This window comes from Gramella sp. KN1008 (assembly GCF_004332155.1).
Classification (GTDB): Bacteria; Bacteroidota; Bacteroidia; order Flavobacteriales; family Flavobacteriaceae; genus Christiangramia.
In genome coordinates this window covers 35230-53060 of the sequence record NZ_SJDV01000002.1, presented here as the reverse complement: position 1 = coordinate 53060, position 17831 = coordinate 35230, and the positions used below count along the sequence as shown (strand labels likewise).

Below are 17831 nucleotides of genomic sequence, written 5' to 3'. Positions count from 1 at the left end.
ATGAAAAAACCACTCTTAATATTAAGTTTTTTCCTACTTGCATTAACAGCATGTAAGAATGAGAAAAAAGAATCTGAAGAAACCGCTGCTAATAATACGGAAGAAATGAGTGAGCAAGAAGTAAAAGAACAGGACGAATGGCGGGAACTCTTCAACGGGGAGAACCTGGAGGGATGGAAAGCCTATAATAAAGAAGAAATATCCAGCCAGTGGAAAGTAGAAGACGGTGCAATAGTTTTTATTCCTTCTGACGAAGTAGAAGGCAATGAAAACCTGATTACCGAAGAAGAATTCACCAATTTTGAATTATCCATAGAATGGAAAATTTCGGAAGGAGGAAATTCCGGAATCATGTGGGCCGTACAGGAAGATGAGAAATATAGTGAACCTTATTTAACCGGCCCCGAGATACAAATACTCGATAATGAGAAACATCCGGATGCCAACAACGGCCTGAACAGAACTGCAGGTGCGCTCTATGATATGGTAGAGCCCAGTGAAGATGTGACCAAACCTGCCGGAGAATGGAACAAGGAAGTTATCCATATAGATCATGAAGAGAATATTGGCTGGGTTGAACTAAATGGCACCAGGATCGTGGAATTCCCCTTGCACGGTGAAAAATGGGAAGAGATGGTCAACAACTCCAAGTTTAAGAACTGGGAAGGTTTTGGCAGCAGCCGTTCCGGCCATATAACCCTCCAGGACCATGGCAATAAAGTATGGTTTCGCGATATAAAGATCAAGGAATTATAAAAACTATAATCCATTTTGAAAAGCTGCATAAAATGCAGCTTTTTTTAGCTCCAAAAATTTCCAATTAAACCTTAACTTATCAGTAAAATTCCAGTCATGCAGAAGATCAATGTAAAATTTAAGAATTCTGAATCCCAAACCCTGAAAGGAGTTCTGGAAATCCCCACTATGGCAAAACCCAGGAATTTTGCCATTTTTGCTCATTGCTTTACATGCAATAAAAACTTTCATGCTCCCACCCATATTAGCAGAAGCCTGGCTTCGCACGGATACGGAGTATTAAGGTTCGATTTTACGGGTCTTGGAGAAAGTGAAGGGGATTTTGCTGACACTAATTTTTCAGGCAACGTAGAGGATCTCATAGCAGCAGCAGACTTTCTGAAAGCCGAATATATTGCCCCAAATCTGATAATTGGCCATTCATTAGGGGGAGCAGCCGCTCTTTTCGCTGCAAAACAGATTCCTTCCATAAAGTGTATAGCCTCCATCAACTCCCCATCCAGCCTTTCCCATGTGCAAAAACACTTCGAGTCCAGCCTTGAGGAAATAGAAAAAGAGGGAGTGGCCAAAGTAAATATTGGAGGTAGAAGTTTCAGGATCAAGAAACATTTTGTGGATGATCTCAGGAAAAATGAAGATGAGACAGCCTTAAAAGATATTCGAAAATCCATTCTTATACTCCACTCTCCACAGGACAATATAGTTTCAATAGACCACGCTGAAGAACTTTACAAGGCTGCCAGGCATCCTAAAAGCTTCGTTTCCCTTGATGGTGCAGATCATTTGTTAAGCAATGAGAAGGATTCCCAATATACGGCAAACGTGATCGCGTCCTGGGCGTCTCGTTATATTGAAGAGACTATTGTGCCAGAGTTGGAGACTGACCATGAGGTAATGGCCAACCTTGGAGCTGAAGGTTACACTACCCAAATGATAGCTGGAAAACATAATTTTGTGGCAGATGAACCAGAAAGTATGGGAGGCAATGACCTTGGACCTAACCCCTACGAGCTGGTATCGAGCGGGCTTGCCGCATGTACCTCAATGACCATACAGATGTATGCGAGACGAAAGAAATGGAAGGTGGAAAATGTAGAAACCCACGTTAGCTATTCAAAGAAGCATTCAAAAGACTGTGAGAACTGCGAAAAAGATTCTTCTCGCATAGACCATTTTGAAAGAGAGATCTCCCTAAAGGGCCCACTGGAAGAAAGCCAGGTTGATCGTCTTATGGAAATAGCCAATAAATGTCCCGTGCACCGAACCTTATCTTCAAAATCTCAGATTAGTACTCGGTTAAAGAAAACTTAAGTTTTAAAGAAGCATGCATAAGCATTGTTAAGCAATACTTAAATCTTTGGTGATACCTTACAATAGGCTTAATTTAGAATCTTAATAAGAAAAAAACCAATCGAGACATTATGAAACGAATCAGTTTATCTCTCATTTTTTGTTCAAGTCTGATACTATTTGGATGCAAGGATGAGAAGAAGGAAAACGAAGAAATGGATGACATGTCAGAGACCGAGATGAGTTCTGATATGGAAACCCAAAAAGAAGAAATCAAAAAAGCAAAGGTAGAGCTACAGGCTGTTAGCGATTCGCAGCTTAGCGGGAATGTGGTCTTCACCGAAGAAGACGGAGAAGTTTCCATGACCGCCATCATCAGCGGACTTGCGGAAGGTGAGCACGCCATCCATATTCACGAAAAGGGAGACTGCTCGGCCAGCGATGGAAAATCGGCAGGTGGACACTGGAATCCTACAGACGAACCTCATGGAGAATGGGGCAACGCGGAAGGTTACCATAAAGGTGATATAGGAAACTTTACGGTAGACGCTAACGGGAATGGCACAGTGAACTTCAGTACTGACGAATGGTGCATAGGCTGTGGAGATGAGAAAAAAGATATTGTTGGAAAAGCTGTTATCGTACACGATGGTGTGGACGATTATACTTCCCAGCCTTCGGGCGCAGCCGGAACCAGAGTTGGTTGCGGTGTAATCAAAGAATAAATACCATACCAACTTATATAGAAAAGCGGCTTCGAGGCCGCTTTTTTTATTTAATGTTCGAACCTATGTTCATTTTGGCTCTAATTTGTAAGGCAGGCCGTTATAATTCTCGAATTGGCCAATGTTAATCGAAGAATATACTCTGAGAAGGTAATGTTTTTAGAAACTCAGTTTTCAATACTATCCTTATTAATTATTTAACCAGTTCTTGAAATCCTTAACCCGTTCCCGGCTCACTATAAGCCGGAATTCCTCGAAATTATCGAGTTTTATTTCAAGTCTTGAGTTTGTATAGGATATAATATCCCGGATAGCAGTGATATTAAGAATACATTTCCTGCTTATACGATAGAACTTCTCAGGGTCAAGCTCCTCTTCAAGCTGTTCCAGAGGTACCTCAACAGGATAGTTCCTCCCGGAATAAAGATGCATATAAGTGGTCTTGTTTTCTGAATAAAAACAGGCGATATCGGCTACTTCCACCAGCCTAAGATGCTGTCCCACCTGGGCCGTGAACCTGGTCTTATAATTTTTAGTTCCAGGGATATTAAGCAAAGATCTCAGTTCCTTTACATTAATGTTATCAGTTGTTTGTCTGGAACTTCTGAACTTTTTAACTGCCACCTCCAGTTCCTCTTCATCTATAGGCTTTAGCAGATAATCTATACTATTAAGTTTGAAGGCTTTCAGGGCATATTCATCATAGGCCGTGGTAAAAATAATGGCGCTCTCTGTTTTTATATGATCAAAGATCTCAAATGAGAGGCCGTCACTTAATTGTATGTCCAGGAAGATAAGATCCGGATGCGGGTTTGAACTGAACCAATCAATGGCTTCAGCAACCGAATGCAACATGGTGCCGGCGTCAATCTCCAGTCTTGATAACATTCGCTGCAGTCGCCTGGCTGCAGGTTTTTCGTCTTCAATAATTATTACTTTCACAATGATTACCAGGGTTTATTTCCAGAGCTTTTTTTTATCCTTTTCCATGATCTCTTTTATTTTGCGCTCTTCCCATTTCTTTCCAAAGATGAAATTGGGGCCAAATACGCTTGCCCAGTGGGCCATTAGACCAATTCCCCAGAAAAAGACCGTGCTGTAATTTGAAATATTAGTCAAACCACTTAAAAAGCCTTCATCCCGGGTAACCATAATGAATATAGCCGTATTAACGAAAAGATACACTGCCAGGTGAACATAAAAACCCTTAATATCCTTCACTCTCTTATGAGCAGCCTTATAGCTTATGCTCTTTTTATAATCGGTTTCCATTACTGCCATGAATTATTGTTAACCTTATCTTTTTCCATAAGTTCTCTTATCTTACGCTCTTCCCAGTCTGAACCATATCCAAAGACCGAAAAACCATGAATGGTGAGTCCTATCCCCCACCCGAAAAGTGGAAACCAGAACCATTGAAAATCCCAGTAGGTATAGTAATTTATAAATACGAGAAAAGGAATTACCACACAATACGATATTAGGTTTCCATAGAACTCTTTGATCTCTTTAACCCGTTGTTTTGCCTTAAAGTAGGCATTCTCCTGATCGATGTTGTTTGTTTCCATAATTGATATTTGTTTGGTTAGTAAGGGTAATTTAACCCTGAAAAAATCTTCATTCTGCTCTATAAGTACTTTACGGCTTGTAACCACTCCGTACCGGTTAATGATATTTTGAAGTCCTACTCCCTTTCGATTTCCAAGTACCTCCTTCTTTTGAAAATTATTCTCTACTATGAGATAAGAGCCTTCTTCATATATCTTAATTTTCAATGGCCTTGCTTCACTCACCACATTATGCTTGATAGTGTTTTCTAAAAGTAACTGTAAAGACAGAGGTACCACTTTTGCCTCCTGGCTAGAGAAACCTTCAGACAACTCGAAGTAGATGCTGTTCTCAAAACGCATTTTCAATAGTTTCATATAGGTTTGGGCAAAAGCGAGTTCTTCTTCCAGCCTCACCAGTTCCTTATCTTTCTGCTCCAGCACATACCGGTATACTTTGGATAGCGATGTTGTGAACCGTTGAGCCTGTTCCGGATTCTCATCAATAAGCGCAGTCAGAACATTTAGACTATTGAAAAGGAAATGAGGATCCAACTGGTTCTTTAGCGCATCGAATTTAGCTGAAGCGGTACCGGCTATAATCTTCTGCTCCTTGACCTTTTTCTCCTGAAGCGCTTTATAGAAATAGATCAGGTGAAAAAACAAAGAAACAATGGTGGTAAATAGCAGCGGAAAAAAATAGAAACCGATACTTTCATTCTCAAAAAAAGTCTTCAGTTCCTTTCCCTCAAAAACTGTCTCATCTACCATCCGGCAAAAAAAGAATCCTATCAGAGTGATCACGATAGAACCGCCAGAAGCCATAACCGCCCTCTTTAGATCGGCTCCCTCCCAGCCTATCTTTTTACTAAAAAATTTAAAATAGAAAACGTTGATTGCGGTAAGTATGAAGGTGTAAAAAAAATGGACACCCCAGTATTTGAAATTCAGAATTTTTTCAAAATGCAATCCACTAAAAGTTATATCCAGAAGAATGATAATAATGGAGATGGCAACGCTGATCTTTAATATTTTGAAAATGTCTTTCATTAATTTTATTAAATCTTATGCTAAGATGGGTTCCTTTAGTAAATCCGGGAAATCAAACCTACCGAACTGTAGGATTCCATATCTGAATTGTAATCTTGACTCAATTTTGGCTTTTCAGTCTGAAAATTAAATAATCTTTAACATATTATTGAATAACTTGAAAACAATTCCAAAAAAAATAGGTAATGACAATATTTGAAGCATTAAGACAGGAGCATGAGATTCAGAGAGACTTGATTGACAAACTCATAAAGACCGAAGGAAAGACTGAGGAAAGAAAAAAGATCTTTGAAAAACTAAAACATGAACTCAAGATCCACGAAGATGCAGAAGAGCGTCATTTTTATATCCCGCTTATGGAAAAAGATCTAACTCAGGAAAAAGCGAGACATAGTGTTGCTGAGCATCATGAGATGGATGAACTTGTAGAACAACTGGAAGATACTGAAATGGATGCCTCAAACTGGCTAAAGATAGCTAAGGAACTGGAGCATCAACTGATACATCATCTGGATGAGGAGGAACACGAGGTATTCCAAATGGCGGGTAAGGCACTCACCGAAAAGCAAAAGACCGATCTGGCTGCCAGCTACAATAAAGAAATAAGAAAGAACCGATAATTTGAAAATGGCTGTCTAAAGGCAGCCATTTTTTTAAACTTTATCACTATCCATTGTCATGGTTTCCTCTTTCCCTTTAAAGGGTCGTATAATAAGTCTCGCGGCTTTATCGTAATTCACATAATTATACATCCAGTTTAAAAAGGTCACGGCCCGGTTCCGGAAACCAATCAGAAACCACAGATGTACGAACATCCAAACAAACCAGGCAGAAAAACCTGAGAACTTCCATTTTCCAAGATCTACAACCGCCCTGTTCCTACCCACGGTTGCCATTGTTCCTTTATCGAAATATTCAAAGGGTTCCAGCTTTTCTCCTCTTATCAGACGTTTTATGTTCTTCGCCAGATGCTTCCCCTGCTGAATTGCGGGTTGGGCGACCATAGGATGTCCTTTGGGAAACTTCTCGGTCTTCATAAGAGCTATATCCCCTATCGCGAAAATATTTTCATAACCCTGCACCTGATTGAAAGCATTCACTTCATATCTTCCGGCACGCTCAACCAGAGCCGAGGCATTCAAGCCTTCAACGGGTGCTCCTGTAACTCCCGCTGACCATATAAAAGTTTCAGATTTAATAGCAAGGTCGGTATTGGTCTTTACCAGGTGACCGTCATAGCTTTCCACCATCGTATTTAAATGGATCTTCACTCCTAGCTCCTCCAGGAACTTATGAGCCTTTCTGGAAGCATGCTCGCTCATAGGTGGTAAGACCCTTCCCAGTCCCTCCAATAAATGAATGTTCATTTCATTCGGATCTATATCGGGGTAATCTTTTGGTACAATATGGTTTCTGAGTTCTGCTATGGCTCCGCTAAGTTCCACTCCCGTTGGCCCCGCTCCTACCAGAACAAAATTCAGGAGAGCCTTTCTTTCCTCCGGATCTTCCGTAATCGTAGCCTGCTCCAGATTCTCAAGAATAAGGCTCCTTATATTCAGCGCCTGTGGAACGGTCTTCATCCACATCCCGTGTTTTTCTATACTTTCATTTCCGAAGAAATTGGTTTTAGAACCCGTCGCAATCACCAGATAATCATAGACGAGATCACCGATGCTAGTATGAACTGTAGAAGTTTCGGGGGATATCGAGGTTACTTCTGCCAGTCTAAAAAAACACTTTGAGTCATCCCTGGTTATCTTCCTAAGGGGATAGGCAATAGAGTCCGGCTCTAACCCGGAGGTAGATACCTGGTACAGCAAGGGCTGGAAGGTATGGTAGTTATGCCTGTCCAGCATCACCATTTGCATATCTTCTTTCAGGATCTTTCTGGCAAGGGCCATTCCGGCAAAACCACCACCAATTATAACGACTCTGGGTAATTCGGTTCTCGGGATATTCATATTCTCGGTAGGTTTTATCCAAAGTTAAAATTTATAGGAGGAACAGGGGATGGATTAACTTTAAATTAAAGTTTTTTGTAACATAGCAATCTGTTTGGCTACCTATAACATGCTAACCAAAGTTTCGTGAACAAGGAATTAGAACATGAATTTGTAAAACATCTGGAGAAACACCAGAATATTGCGCATAAGATTTGTCGTATCTATACCAATGACCAGGATGGGCATAATGATCTTTTTCAGGAGATAACGATTCAGCTTTGGAAGGCCTATCCCAAGTTTAGGGGCGATTCAAAATTCAGCACCTGGATGTATCGGGTAGCACTTAACACAGCGATCACCCTTTATCGCAAGAAAAAAAGGAATATTAAAACCCAGGATTACGACACTGTTCACTTTAAGATAAAAGCCGATGATTATAATGATGAAACCGAACAACACTTAAAACTGATGTACGACGCGATTAAACAGCTAAATGATATTGATAAGGCACTGGTATTCCTCTATCTGGAAGACAAGAATTATGCTGAGATCTCTGATACACTGGGGATCACAGAGGTAAATGCACGGGTGAAAATGAACAGGGTAAAGACAAAGTTAAAAAGTATTATTAATCCTTGACGCTTTATGGACGAGTTAGATCTATTAAAAAAGGATTGGAAAAAGCAGGAGAGTACCCTGCCTCATCTAACCTACGATGAAATTTACAGGATGATCTGGAAGAGGTCTCATTCAATTGTAAAATGGATATTTATTATTAGTATTCTCGAATTCTTACTGGGTACCATCCTCAATATTGTCCTTGCCGATGACGACTACTGGCACCGTATGGAAGAATTTGATCTTACCGAATTTACCATAGTTGCCTATGTAATTAGCTATTTGATCACTTTTTATTTCATTTTTAGATTCTATAAGAATTACCAGACTATTTCTACCACCGACAGCGCGTCCCGCCTTATGAAGAACATACTGAAGACCCGCAAAACGGTAAAATACTATATCGCTTTCGTTCTTATTTCCAGCGGAATAACGTTCCTCGTTGCTTTATTCCTAATCATCAGAAATCATATGATGACAGTGGAACCTACTTCTAAGGATATGCATTTTGATACCATGCAATGGATATTGTTCATAGGCGCTATTATCCTTATCCTGGCGATCTTCCTGGGAGTAATATGGTTAATCTACCGTGTTATCTACGGTATCCTGTTAAAAAAACTGAATAAGAATTATAAAGAACTGAAAAAACTTGAGATGTAGATCGGTAAGGGAAGTTTATGATTCGGGTTCTTTGTAGCTCCATCGCCTTTTCTCATTGAGTTCCTCCATAACCTGGATTTCTTCTGAAGGAATCACTTTAAGGAATGACGGATGCTGCTCGATAGCATATTCAAGCTTTTCAACGATCTCCTCTACCGTTTCATTATCATAATCTATTTTGAGTGGCTCTTTGATCTGAAAAGATTGCAGAATACCTCTCTTTTTGATCCTCAGACCTTTTTTGTCGAATGATCTTCTGAAACCATCTATCACAATAGGAATTACCAGCGGTTTATGCTCTTTGATAATATAAGCGGTTCCCTTGCGAATAGGTTTAAAGGGTTTGGTTGTTCCCTGAGGAAAAGTGATCACCCAGCCATCTCGTAAGGCTTTTCCAATATTTTCTGTATCATTCGGGTTTACCTCTCTCTTTACTTCCTTGCCTTTAGCCCTCCAGGTGCGTTCCACGGTCACCGCACCAGCGTATGCCATGATCCGGGCCAGTAAACCTGCTTTCATGGTCTCTTTGGCAGCTACATAGTAGATATTTAGCTTGGGTTGCCAGATATAGCCTATATTCTTTATACTGTCTACCCTTCCGCTAAGGCTGGCATTGAACACATGGAACATAGCCGTGACATCTGCAAAGTAAGTCTGATGATTAGATACGAAGAGTACGTTCTTATCGGGAAGATTTTTAATGATCTCCGATCCTTCTATATGAAGTTCATTGAATCCGCGATAACGACGATGCGTTAACAAACCAAAAACGCGGATCAACCACTTTTTCAAAATCAAATAATGCCCAAACGGATTTTTTTTAAATAATCCCATCCTTCTTCTCTGGTTTTTTTAAGTTCTGCATAAAGAAATATCGAACCGCCGGCAAATATAGTAATTTAGTTTTCGACTAAATCTTTAAAAGCAATTCCCTTATTTCACTCAACATCATTCCCGTTGCACCCCATACAATATGACCGTTAAGTTTGTAGGCAGGGACTTCAATATTTTTAGCATAGGAGGTACTAAGGGTTTCAGAGATCATGTTCTCTTCATTCATAAAATCGGTTAAGCGCACTTCAAGGATCTCTTCAACTTCAGATTCCTGGGGAGTAAGTAATGGGGTCTTTTCCACTATACCGAGATACGGCTGAACCCAAAAGTTAGAAGGGGGAATATATAATCTTGACAACTCTTTTATCACCTCTATCTGATCCTGAGGTATCCCCACTTCTTCTTCGGTTTCTCGTAATGCGGTATCCCTCAGGTCGCGATCCTGTGCTTCTACTCTGCCTCCCGGAAAGCCTATTTGGTTTGAATGTACACCCTTATACGATTTTCTCAGGATAAGAACCAGATGTGTTTGTAAATCCCTACCCGGATAAAAAACTGCCATCACACCGGCTTCCTGTGGATTCCTGCCGGTCATATCTATCTGGGAAAGCTCCTTTATCCTGGTAAGTGGCGCGAGTTTTATATGCGCCCTCTCCCCCGGAAGCGCCATTTTTTTTAACTTTGAAATCCTGTTTCTAAAAATTTCGAATTTCATGATAAGAAAGCTGTCTTTTATAGCAATTAGCCTTGTTCTAATTGTCGCAAGTTGTGAAGATAAGGAAACTTCCTCTAAGAAAAATGCTCAGGCCAGTGCAAAAGAACAGGCTGAAAAAAGAAAAAAGGACTCCATCCAAAGGGCGAGGGACAGTATCTTTGAATTACGAAAAAAAGAACTTTCCAGAAAAGAGAACAGGACCAACCAGTTTGAAAGGGACACTATGTTCCCCATAGCCCAGGAAGAGCTGATTCCAACTCTTACCGAATACGGGAGGAAAAATCCCGAAACCAGGGTTCGCATTAAAACGGATTTTGGGAATATTGATGTTCAACTTTACCGTGATACACCACTTCATCGCGCGAACTACATTATGCTCGTGAAAAACAAATACTTCAACGAAACCTATTTTCACCGCGTAGCTCCAGGATTCGTTATTCAGGGAGGTAATGCCGATAATCAGGTGACCGCCAGTATGAGAGGTGATGTGGGGAATTACCTTATCCCCAGCGAATTTGATGCAGGACACAAACATACTTATGGAGCTTTTTCTGCAGCTAAATATTCAGAACAAAATGTGAGCAAGGCGTCTTCCCCATTTGAATTCTTCATTGTGATGGATAAGGGTGGAACTCCACATCTTAATAATGATCATACGGTTTTTGGCAGAGTCATCTCGGGAATGGACGTTGCTGAAAAAATATCACAGGTTAAAACCGGTAATTCAGAATGGCCGATTGATAATATTGAAATGGACATAGAAATCCTGGACTAGTTACTTCTGGGTGTAATAATTGTAATCGTTGATCACCCTCTGCACAAAATCCAAAGGTCTCTCTTCTGCATTCACATCCATAAGCTCTGCCAGTTTTGTACTTAAGGAAAGAATTATATGATGTTGCCCTTCCCTTCTGGCATTATAATAGAGGTTTTTGATCTCCTGAATATCGTGATCGCTCAGAACCGTGACCTGAGGATATTTTGGCTGATAGTTCTCCGGCAGATCAACCTGGAGAGTGTTGTGGATCCCTAACTTTCTCTTTTCTGATGTTACCGTGGTACCGGCGGCTATATCACCCAGCCGTTGTCCCTTTCCGTTCAGAAGAATGGTTACCACCGCTACACCGCCACTGCTAATACTTATATCTATGAATCTTAATAACCATCTTATAAGGTAATTGGAAAAAGACGGCCTGGTACCATCCATTCTAACAACTCTTATTTGCATCATTGCCTTACCAGGAGTTCTGCCATCCCAGAAGGTTTCCCATAACAGATAATACAATAAAGCAGGTAAACCCAATACCAGATAATACATGAATTCTCCACCAAAATCGGTATCCAGCCCGGCCATGATAAGCCCTGCCAGGATCATATAGATAACAATAACCAAAAGGTCTAGAAGAAAAGCCAGTATTCGCTCTCCTATTCCCGCCGCATTTTGTTCTATACTAATATTTTGAGCGGTTTCAATTTGAAAGTTATCCATTAAATATGTTACTTTGAGTTTTATTCAAGAACAATGCGCGAGGCTGCTTTTGTAAAGCAAAATAAAGATAAATGGGTTAAGTATGAAAGCCTCCTTGAAAATAATAGAAGCCTTTCTCCTGAAAAGCTTTCGGACATTTATGTGGAATTAAGCGACGACCTTAGCTATTCACGTACTTTTTATCCCAAAAGCAATACTACGATCTATCTTAACGGTCTTGCCTCAGCAGCTCATCAAAAGATCTACCGTTCAAAGAAGGAACCGGGTAACCGCCTCATCAATTTTTATTCAAGAGAGTTTCCCGCGATGTTCCATAAATACCAGAAACAACTGCTTCTAAGTTTTCTGATCTTTGCGGGTTTTTCGATCATAGGAGCCTACAGTTCCTTTGCCGATGGGGCATTTGTAAGGTCTATCATGGGCGATGCCTATGTGAACATGACCCTGGAGAATATAGCGAATAATGATCCCATGGCGGTTTATAAGAAAGCCGCAGAGATTGATATGTTCCTTGGCATTACAATCAATAATATACGGGTGGCTTTAATGGCCTTCGCCTTTGGAATTCTTGCCGGGGTGGGAACCGTATTTATGCTTATGCAAAATGCGGTAATGCTGGGAAGTTTTCAGTATTTCTTCTACGACAAGGGGTTGCTTTGGGAATCGGCAAGGACCATATGGATCCACGGTACGATAGAGATCTCTGTTATCATCGTAGCCGGTTGTGCGGGGCTGGTAGTGGGTAAAAGCATACTCTTTCCCGGTACCTATTCCAGGTTAAAATCTTTGAAAATGGGTGTCAAGGACGGTCTGAAAATTGTGATAAGTACCATACCCTTTTTTATACTGGCGGGCTTTCTGGAAGGTTTCGTAACCAGGATCACCGTGATGCCAGACTGGCTTGCGATCCTGATCATTACAGGTTCCCTGGCTTTGATTTTGTTTTACTATGTTTACTATCCTTTATACCTACTAAAAAATTCCAAAAATGAATCAGGAGTTCATCCATTTTAAAAAACAACATGAGCTTGGGGAGATACTGAGCCTTACCTTCAAATTTCTACGTCAGAATTATAAACCAGCGGGTAAGATCTTCTTGAAAATTGTAGGGCCGGTATTTATTCTGCTTATTGCTGCCCTCACCTTTTATTCCTGGTCTACCCTGGGAAATACGCTTTTTTCGGCAAAAGGTTTTAACGGTTCGGGCATTATAATCTCTGCCGCTCTCATGGTCCTGGCCTATGTACTATATATAACCACAATGACCGGAACCATATACCATATTATAAGATCCTATATCTACAATCAGGGAGAGATCATTTCTTCAGAGGTAGTAAATGGAATGAAGAGCGATTTTGGCAAATTACTCCTTCTAACCATTATTTCCTGGGTCCTTGTGTTCGCGGGGATGCTCTTATTCATTCTTCCGGGCATTTACCTTGCAGTTCCCATAAGCCTTGCATCAGCGGTCCTGGTATTCCGGAGAGAAAGTGTTATGGACAGTATTTCTGACTGTTTTCAACTGGTTAAGAATAACTGGTGGATGACATTTGCTACGCTACTTTGTATTGGCCTTATCGTGTACCTTGTAGCCCTCATCTTTCAGTTACCTGTTATCTTTTTCTACATGATCAGGGCATTTATAGTGGCTTCTGAGGCTTCTGCAGAAGACATTTCAGAAGTCTTTGGCCCCGGATATATTATTCTGAATGTTATCAGTTCAATATTCCAGTACCTTATTTATAGCATCATCCCTATAGGAATCGCTTTTGTTTATTTCAATCTGAACGAAAAACAGAATTTCACAGGGGCATACGAGACCATACAAAACCTTGGAAATAATAATTAAGCTTGAGAACAGGAACTCTAATTATTCTTCTTTTACTAATCTTCGGAAGTCTGTATCCGCAAGAGACCGATTCCATACACCAAAACAGAGAAGTAAGATATGATGAGACTCCCAACCTCGAACCGGTTGATTTTGATACTTCCCTTATAGAAGAATATAAGAATAGTAAGGAATTTGATTATATCACTACCCCCGAAAAAGACAGCTGGTGGACCCGTTTTAAGAAATGGCTGAATCAGAAATTCACGCAATTTCTTAACTGGCTTTTTGGAGATTACGAGCCTAATTCACTGCTGGCAATTATAATAAAACTGATTCCTTTTATATTACTTGTTCTATTGCTGATTGTTATAGCATGGCTGTTTTCTAAACTGAACCCGGGTGAACGAATGCTACAGGAGCCTTCTGCCGGTGAAGTATTTATAACCGAAGAAGAAAAACTGATACGCAATGAAGACCTGAAAGCCCTTATGCAAGAAGCTGTAAGAAATGGTGAGTTCAGGCTCGCGGTGAGATACTATTATCTCAATGAACTGAGAAAACTGGACAGGTTAAAGCTTATTCGTTATGAATACCAGAAAACCAACCAAGATTATACAGCTGAATTAAAGGATGAAAACATCAGAAAGCATTTTTCTGAGATCACGAAGTTTTACGAATTCATCTGGTATGGAAGTTTTCAGGTTTCTGAATCTGATTACAAACTGGCCGAAAAAGGCTTTTTAAGGATGGAAACCGACCTAAATTCCCTGGGCCATGAATAACACTTATAAGCTTGCTTTTGGCCTTTTTATCTTGCTGGTGATCTCGCTAGCCTGGCTCGAAAGTTCTGAACCCGAACCAATAAACTGGACACCCAGCTATACAGCCGGTGATAAGATCGCCCTGGGGAGTTTGGTCTTTTATGAGCATCTTCAGGCGGCTTTTCCAGATAGCATCTCCCAGATTAAAATTCCACCCTATGAATATCTCAACGGAAATGCTGCGAACGGAACTTATTTTTTTCTAAATGATCAGGTGCAGTTTGATAAGGACGAACTGGAAGATCTTCTAAACTGGGTATCCCGCGGAAACCGCCTATTTATTTCCTCAAATGGATTTGGCGAAAATCTGGAAGATACACTCAAAATTAGTACGGCATTCTTTATTAGAGCCGATGATTTTCAATCCAGACCAGCTCTTAACCTGGTTAATCCCCGACTAAAAATTGAAAAAGCTGCTGAATTTGATCAGGATCTGCCTGCGGTATATTTCAAAAAAATAGATACTGTGAAGCACAGGGTCCTGGGAACGGCAAGCTTTGGACAGGAGAAACCTGAAGAAAAAGTGAACTTTATTACCACCAGTTTTGGGAACGGAGAGATCTACCTGCATACTACACCGCAGGCCTTCAGTAATTATTTTCTGCTTAAGGAGGATAATTATCGTTATGTGGGAAACCTTCTTGCTTATCTCACAGGAAATCCCCTAATATGGGATGCCTACTATAAATCGGGAAAAAGTTTCTTTACCTCTCCGCTCTATATCCTTAGGAATAACCGTTCCCTTAAATGGGCCTATTATTTCGTGATCATAGCGGCTATAGCCTTCATACTTTTTGAGGGTAAAAGAAAGCAGCGGCCTATCCCGGTTGTCACACCTCCAAAAAATAAATCGTTCGAATACACGCAAACCCTTGCCCAGCTTTATCTGGAAAGGAAGAAATTCCATGAACTCGGATTAAAAAAGATCGCACTTTTCATGGAATATATAAGGATCAGCCTGCGGTTGGATACCTCTGAAATGAATGAGGAATTCTACAGCAAACTTGCAGCAAAGACCGAAAATAGTATGGAAACAACCCAAAGGCTTTTCAAAAGAATCATTAATTTTCAGAATGCTCCTGAAAATGACAGGAAGGAATTCCTTGAACTCAGCAAAAGCATCAACTCATTTAAAAATAATAATGGAAAATCCTGACATTAATCATAACGAAGAAGAATTAAAATTTGAGAACCGCATTCCGCTGGACGGACTCAAAGAATCGGTAGAAAATCTTAAGGCCCAACTCTCCAAGGTAATTGTGGGGCAGGATAATTTTGTAGAATTGCTCATTGTAGGTTTGCTTTCAAATAATCATGTTCTAATAGAAGGAGTTCCTGGTGTGGCCAAGACCATCACAGCCAAACTTTTCGCTAAATGCCTTAAGACCAATTTCAGCCGGATTCAGTTCACCCCGGACCTGATGCCTAGCGATGTCCTGGGAACCTCGGTATTCAATATGAAGACTTCAGAATTCGAGTTCAAGAAAGGTCCAGTTTTTTCAAATATCATTCTAATAGATGAGATAAATCGTGCGCCGGCCAAGACCCAGGCAGCCCTCTTCGAGGTAATGGAAGAAAGACAGGTGACCATAGACGGACATATGTATAAAATGGAAGCTCCGTTCATGGTCCTGGCCACTCAGAACCCGATAGAACAGGAAGGCACCTATGCCCTACCCGAGGCTCAGCTGGATAGGTTCCTTTTTAAGATCGAGGTAGATTATCCCAGTTTTGAGGATGAGATAAAGATCCTCCAGACCCATCATGAGAGAAAAGGAACACTCCCAGAAACAGGGATTGAACCGGTTCTTTCTCCCGAAAAGATCGCGGAACTAAGAACACAGATCCATGAGATCATCATCGAGGAAAAGCTGTTAAGTTATATAGCTGAGCTGGTAAATAAGACCAGGAACCATCCTCACCTGTATCTTGGTGGTAGCCCAAGGGCTTCTATCGCAGTGATGAATGCAGCCAAATCTTTTGCAGCGATCAATGGTCGCGATTTTGTGATTCCTGAAGATATTAAGAAGGCCCTTAAACCAGTCCTGGCTCACCGCCTTATCCTTTCGCCGGATAGAGAAATGGAAGGTATGACGGCTACAGGAGTAATAGATATGATAACCCAGTCTGTTGAAATTCCCAGGTAGTGATTAGATTCTTAAGATCCTTATATTTTGGAAGAAGGCTTTTTTATGCTCTTTTTGGCATTTCCTTACTTTTCCTTCTGTCCTTCTGGTTTGAGGCACTCTATAGTTTCACATGGATAATAACTGCCGTACTGCTTATTCTTCTGCTCACGGATATCGTCACGCTTTATGCCGGGTCATATATTGAAGCCGACAGGAGACTTCCTGAAAAATTCTCCAATTCTGATGATAATAGGGTAGAAATAAGCCTCAGGAATAATTACGGCTTCCAACTGAATGCGGAGATAATCGATGAAATACCCGTTCAGTTTCAGAAAAGGGATTTCCTGAAACAACTGAAACTACTCCCGCACGGAATTATAACATTCGACTATTTTCTGAAACCCGTTCGTCGTGGAGAATACGTCTTTGGAAATCTTAATGTGTATGTTTCTACATTTCTAAAAATCACCAAAAGGAGATATGTCTTCAATAAAGATCAGATGGTGAAGGTTTACCCGTCTTTCATACAAATGAAAAAGCTCGATTTCCTGGCCCTGGATCAGAAGATCAGCCTACAGGGACTAAAGAAGATAAGACGTATTGGTCATACCATGGAGTTTGAGCAGATCAAGGAATATGTTCGAGGGGATGATGTTCGCACAATTAACTGGAAAGCCACTGCCAAACACCGGAGCCTACTGGTGAACCAGTTTCAGGATGAACGTGCCCAACCGGTGTACTCGGTAATAGATTGCGGGAGAGTGATGAAAATGCCCTTTGAAGGTTTAACACTTCTGGATTATGCGATCAATAGTTCTCTGGCCTTTTCAAATGTTGCATTAAGGAAGAAAGACAGGGTGGGATTAGTCGCTTTCTCTAATAAAATAGAAAGTATCAAAAAAGCCAACTCCAGGTTAAGTCAGTTAAACCATATCATGGAGATTTTATATAATATCAATACCGGCTTTTTAGATAGCGACTATAGCCTGCTCTATTCAAGAGTGAAGAAGAATTTAAGCCATCGAAGTCTGCTGATGTTATACACCAATTTTGAACATATGTCCAGCCTCAGGAGGCAATTGCCCTTTCTTAAGGCACTGGCAAAAAAGCATTTGCTGGTGGTTATCTTTTTTGAGAATACAGAAGTGACCAAACTTCTGGATACAGACCCGACTAATGTTGGTGAAAGCGCGCATCAAACCGTAGCGGAGCATTTTGCCTTTAATAAATCACTTATGGTCAAAGAACTACAAAGGCATGGTATCCAAAGCATTCTAACCCCGCCACAAGACCTGAGCATCAATACAATAAATAAATACCTTGAGATAAAAGCCCGGGGGCTTATCTAGAATTACAGTTCGGTTATATAATTCTACGCTTCGGTTATAAGATTTTCTGCGACTCCTGCCTTAAAAGTATG

20 protein-coding genes are annotated in these 17831 nt (G+C 40.7%); 13 read left to right on the top strand and 7 right to left on the bottom strand.

Translation table 11 applies throughout. The annotated features are described in order from the left end of the window. From EZJ28_RS03445 to EZJ28_RS03435, 3 genes are all read left to right on the top strand, one after another. Positions 1-756, top strand: a complete 756-nt coding sequence (locus EZJ28_RS03445) for a DUF1080 domain-containing protein (RefSeq protein ID WP_131394974.1) — start codon at positions 1-3, stop codon at positions 754-756. Positions 757-852: 96 nt separating this feature from the next. Then, positions 853-2067 (top strand): bifunctional alpha/beta hydrolase/OsmC family protein, encoded by a 1215-nt coding sequence (locus EZJ28_RS03440; RefSeq protein WP_131394972.1) that lies wholly within the window; start codon positions 853-855, stop codon positions 2065-2067. A gap of 110 nt (positions 2068-2177) precedes the next feature. Next, positions 2178-2771 carry a superoxide dismutase family protein gene (locus tag EZJ28_RS03435; RefSeq protein ID WP_131394970.1) on the top strand — a complete coding sequence of 198 codons (594 nt, stop codon included), beginning with the start codon at positions 2178-2180 and terminating at the stop codon, positions 2769-2771. Positions 2772-2960: 189 nt separating this feature from the next. Here EZJ28_RS03435 and EZJ28_RS03430 read toward each other — a convergent pair whose 3' ends face one another. The 3 genes from EZJ28_RS03430 to EZJ28_RS03420 are packed head-to-tail and all read right to left on the bottom strand — an operon-like array spanning position 2961 to position 5368. Beyond that, the gene (locus tag EZJ28_RS03430; RefSeq protein ID WP_131394968.1) at positions 2961-3713 is read right to left on the bottom strand and encodes a LytTR family DNA-binding domain-containing protein; all 753 of its coding nucleotides are present in this window, start codon (positions 3711-3713) and stop codon (positions 2961-2963) included. Positions 3714-3728: 15 nt separating this feature from the next. Then, positions 3729-4052: a 2TM domain-containing protein gene (locus EZJ28_RS03425; protein ID WP_242670060.1), complete on the bottom strand. Its 324-nt coding sequence runs from the start codon at positions 4050-4052 to the stop codon at positions 3729-3731. Then, positions 4043-5368, bottom strand: coding sequence for a 2TM domain-containing protein (locus tag EZJ28_RS03420; RefSeq protein WP_131394966.1), 1326 nt, complete (start codon positions 5366-5368; stop codon positions 4043-4045). The genes EZJ28_RS03425 and EZJ28_RS03420 overlap by 10 nt, the downstream gene beginning before the upstream one ends. Before the next feature lie 185 nt (positions 5369-5553). Here EZJ28_RS03420 and EZJ28_RS03415 point away from each other — a divergent pair, with 185 nt between their 5' ends. Next, positions 5554-5988 (top strand): hemerythrin domain-containing protein, encoded by a 435-nt coding sequence (locus EZJ28_RS03415; RefSeq protein ID WP_131394965.1) that lies wholly within the window; start codon positions 5554-5556, stop codon positions 5986-5988. A 33-nt stretch (positions 5989-6021) separates the two neighbouring features. Here the strand turns inward: EZJ28_RS03415 and EZJ28_RS03410 are convergent, their stop codons facing one another. After that, complete coding sequence (locus EZJ28_RS03410) at positions 6022-7329, bottom strand: NAD(P)/FAD-dependent oxidoreductase (protein WP_131394963.1); 1308 nt, start codon at positions 7327-7329, stop codon at positions 6022-6024. A 126-nt stretch (positions 7330-7455) separates the two neighbouring features. On the opposite strand from EZJ28_RS03410, the gene EZJ28_RS03405 reads away from it, so the two are divergent. Both EZJ28_RS03405 and EZJ28_RS03400 read left to right on the top strand, forming a co-directional pair. Then, entirely contained in the window at positions 7456-7950 is a 495-nt protein-coding gene (locus EZJ28_RS03405; protein WP_131394961.1) for an RNA polymerase sigma factor, read from the top strand. A 6-nt stretch (positions 7951-7956) separates the two neighbouring features. After that, the gene (locus tag EZJ28_RS03400; RefSeq protein ID WP_131394959.1) at positions 7957-8592 is read left to right on the top strand and encodes a hypothetical protein; all 636 of its coding nucleotides are present in this window, start codon (positions 7957-7959) and stop codon (positions 8590-8592) included. 15 nt (positions 8593-8607) lie between these two features. Here EZJ28_RS03400 and EZJ28_RS03395 read toward each other — a convergent pair whose 3' ends face one another. Both EZJ28_RS03395 and EZJ28_RS03390 read right to left on the bottom strand, forming a co-directional pair. After that, a complete protein-coding gene (locus EZJ28_RS03395; RefSeq protein WP_131394956.1) occupies positions 8608-9426 on the bottom strand; it encodes a 1-acyl-sn-glycerol-3-phosphate acyltransferase in 819 nt (272 codons plus the stop codon). Between the two features lie 76 nt (positions 9427-9502). Then, entirely contained in the window at positions 9503-10141 is a 639-nt protein-coding gene (locus EZJ28_RS03390) for a CoA pyrophosphatase (protein ID WP_131394954.1), read from the bottom strand. On the opposite strand from EZJ28_RS03390, the gene EZJ28_RS03385 reads away from it, so the two are divergent. After that, entirely contained in the window at positions 10140-10916 is a 777-nt protein-coding gene (locus EZJ28_RS03385) for a peptidylprolyl isomerase (RefSeq protein WP_131394952.1), read from the top strand. The two genes, EZJ28_RS03390 and EZJ28_RS03385, sit on opposite strands and share 2 nt — an antisense overlap. Here the strand turns inward: EZJ28_RS03385 and EZJ28_RS03380 are convergent, their stop codons facing one another. After that, the gene (locus tag EZJ28_RS03380; RefSeq protein WP_131394950.1) at positions 10917-11630 is read right to left on the bottom strand and encodes an RDD family protein; all 714 of its coding nucleotides are present in this window, start codon (positions 11628-11630) and stop codon (positions 10917-10919) included. 33 nt (positions 11631-11663) lie between these two features. On the opposite strand from EZJ28_RS03380, the gene EZJ28_RS03375 reads away from it, so the two are divergent. The 6 genes from EZJ28_RS03375 to EZJ28_RS03350 are packed head-to-tail and all read left to right on the top strand — an operon-like array spanning position 11664 to position 17760. Further along, a complete protein-coding gene (locus tag EZJ28_RS03375; RefSeq protein WP_131394948.1) occupies positions 11664-12644 on the top strand; it encodes a stage II sporulation protein M in 981 nt (326 codons plus the stop codon). Further along, entirely contained in the window at positions 12619-13479 is an 861-nt protein-coding gene (locus EZJ28_RS03370; RefSeq protein ID WP_131394946.1) for a hypothetical protein, read from the top strand. The genes EZJ28_RS03375 and EZJ28_RS03370 overlap by 26 nt, the downstream gene beginning before the upstream one ends. Positions 13480-13481: 2 nt before the next feature. Next, positions 13482-14243, top strand: coding sequence for a DUF4129 domain-containing protein (locus EZJ28_RS03365; protein ID WP_131394944.1), 762 nt, complete (start codon positions 13482-13484; stop codon positions 14241-14243). Beyond that, entirely contained in the window at positions 14236-15438 is a 1203-nt protein-coding gene (locus tag EZJ28_RS03360) for a DUF4350 domain-containing protein (RefSeq protein WP_131394942.1), read from the top strand. The genes EZJ28_RS03365 and EZJ28_RS03360 overlap by 8 nt, the downstream gene beginning before the upstream one ends. Next, complete coding sequence (locus EZJ28_RS03355; protein WP_131394941.1) at positions 15425-16429, top strand: MoxR family ATPase; 1005 nt, start codon at positions 15425-15427, stop codon at positions 16427-16429. The genes EZJ28_RS03360 and EZJ28_RS03355 overlap by 14 nt, the downstream gene beginning before the upstream one ends. Next, positions 16429-17760: a DUF58 domain-containing protein gene (locus EZJ28_RS03350; protein ID WP_131394939.1), complete on the top strand. Its 1332-nt coding sequence runs from the start codon at positions 16429-16431 to the stop codon at positions 17758-17760. The genes EZJ28_RS03355 and EZJ28_RS03350 overlap by 1 nt, the downstream gene beginning before the upstream one ends. The last annotated feature ends 71 nt before the right edge of the window (positions 17761-17831 follow it).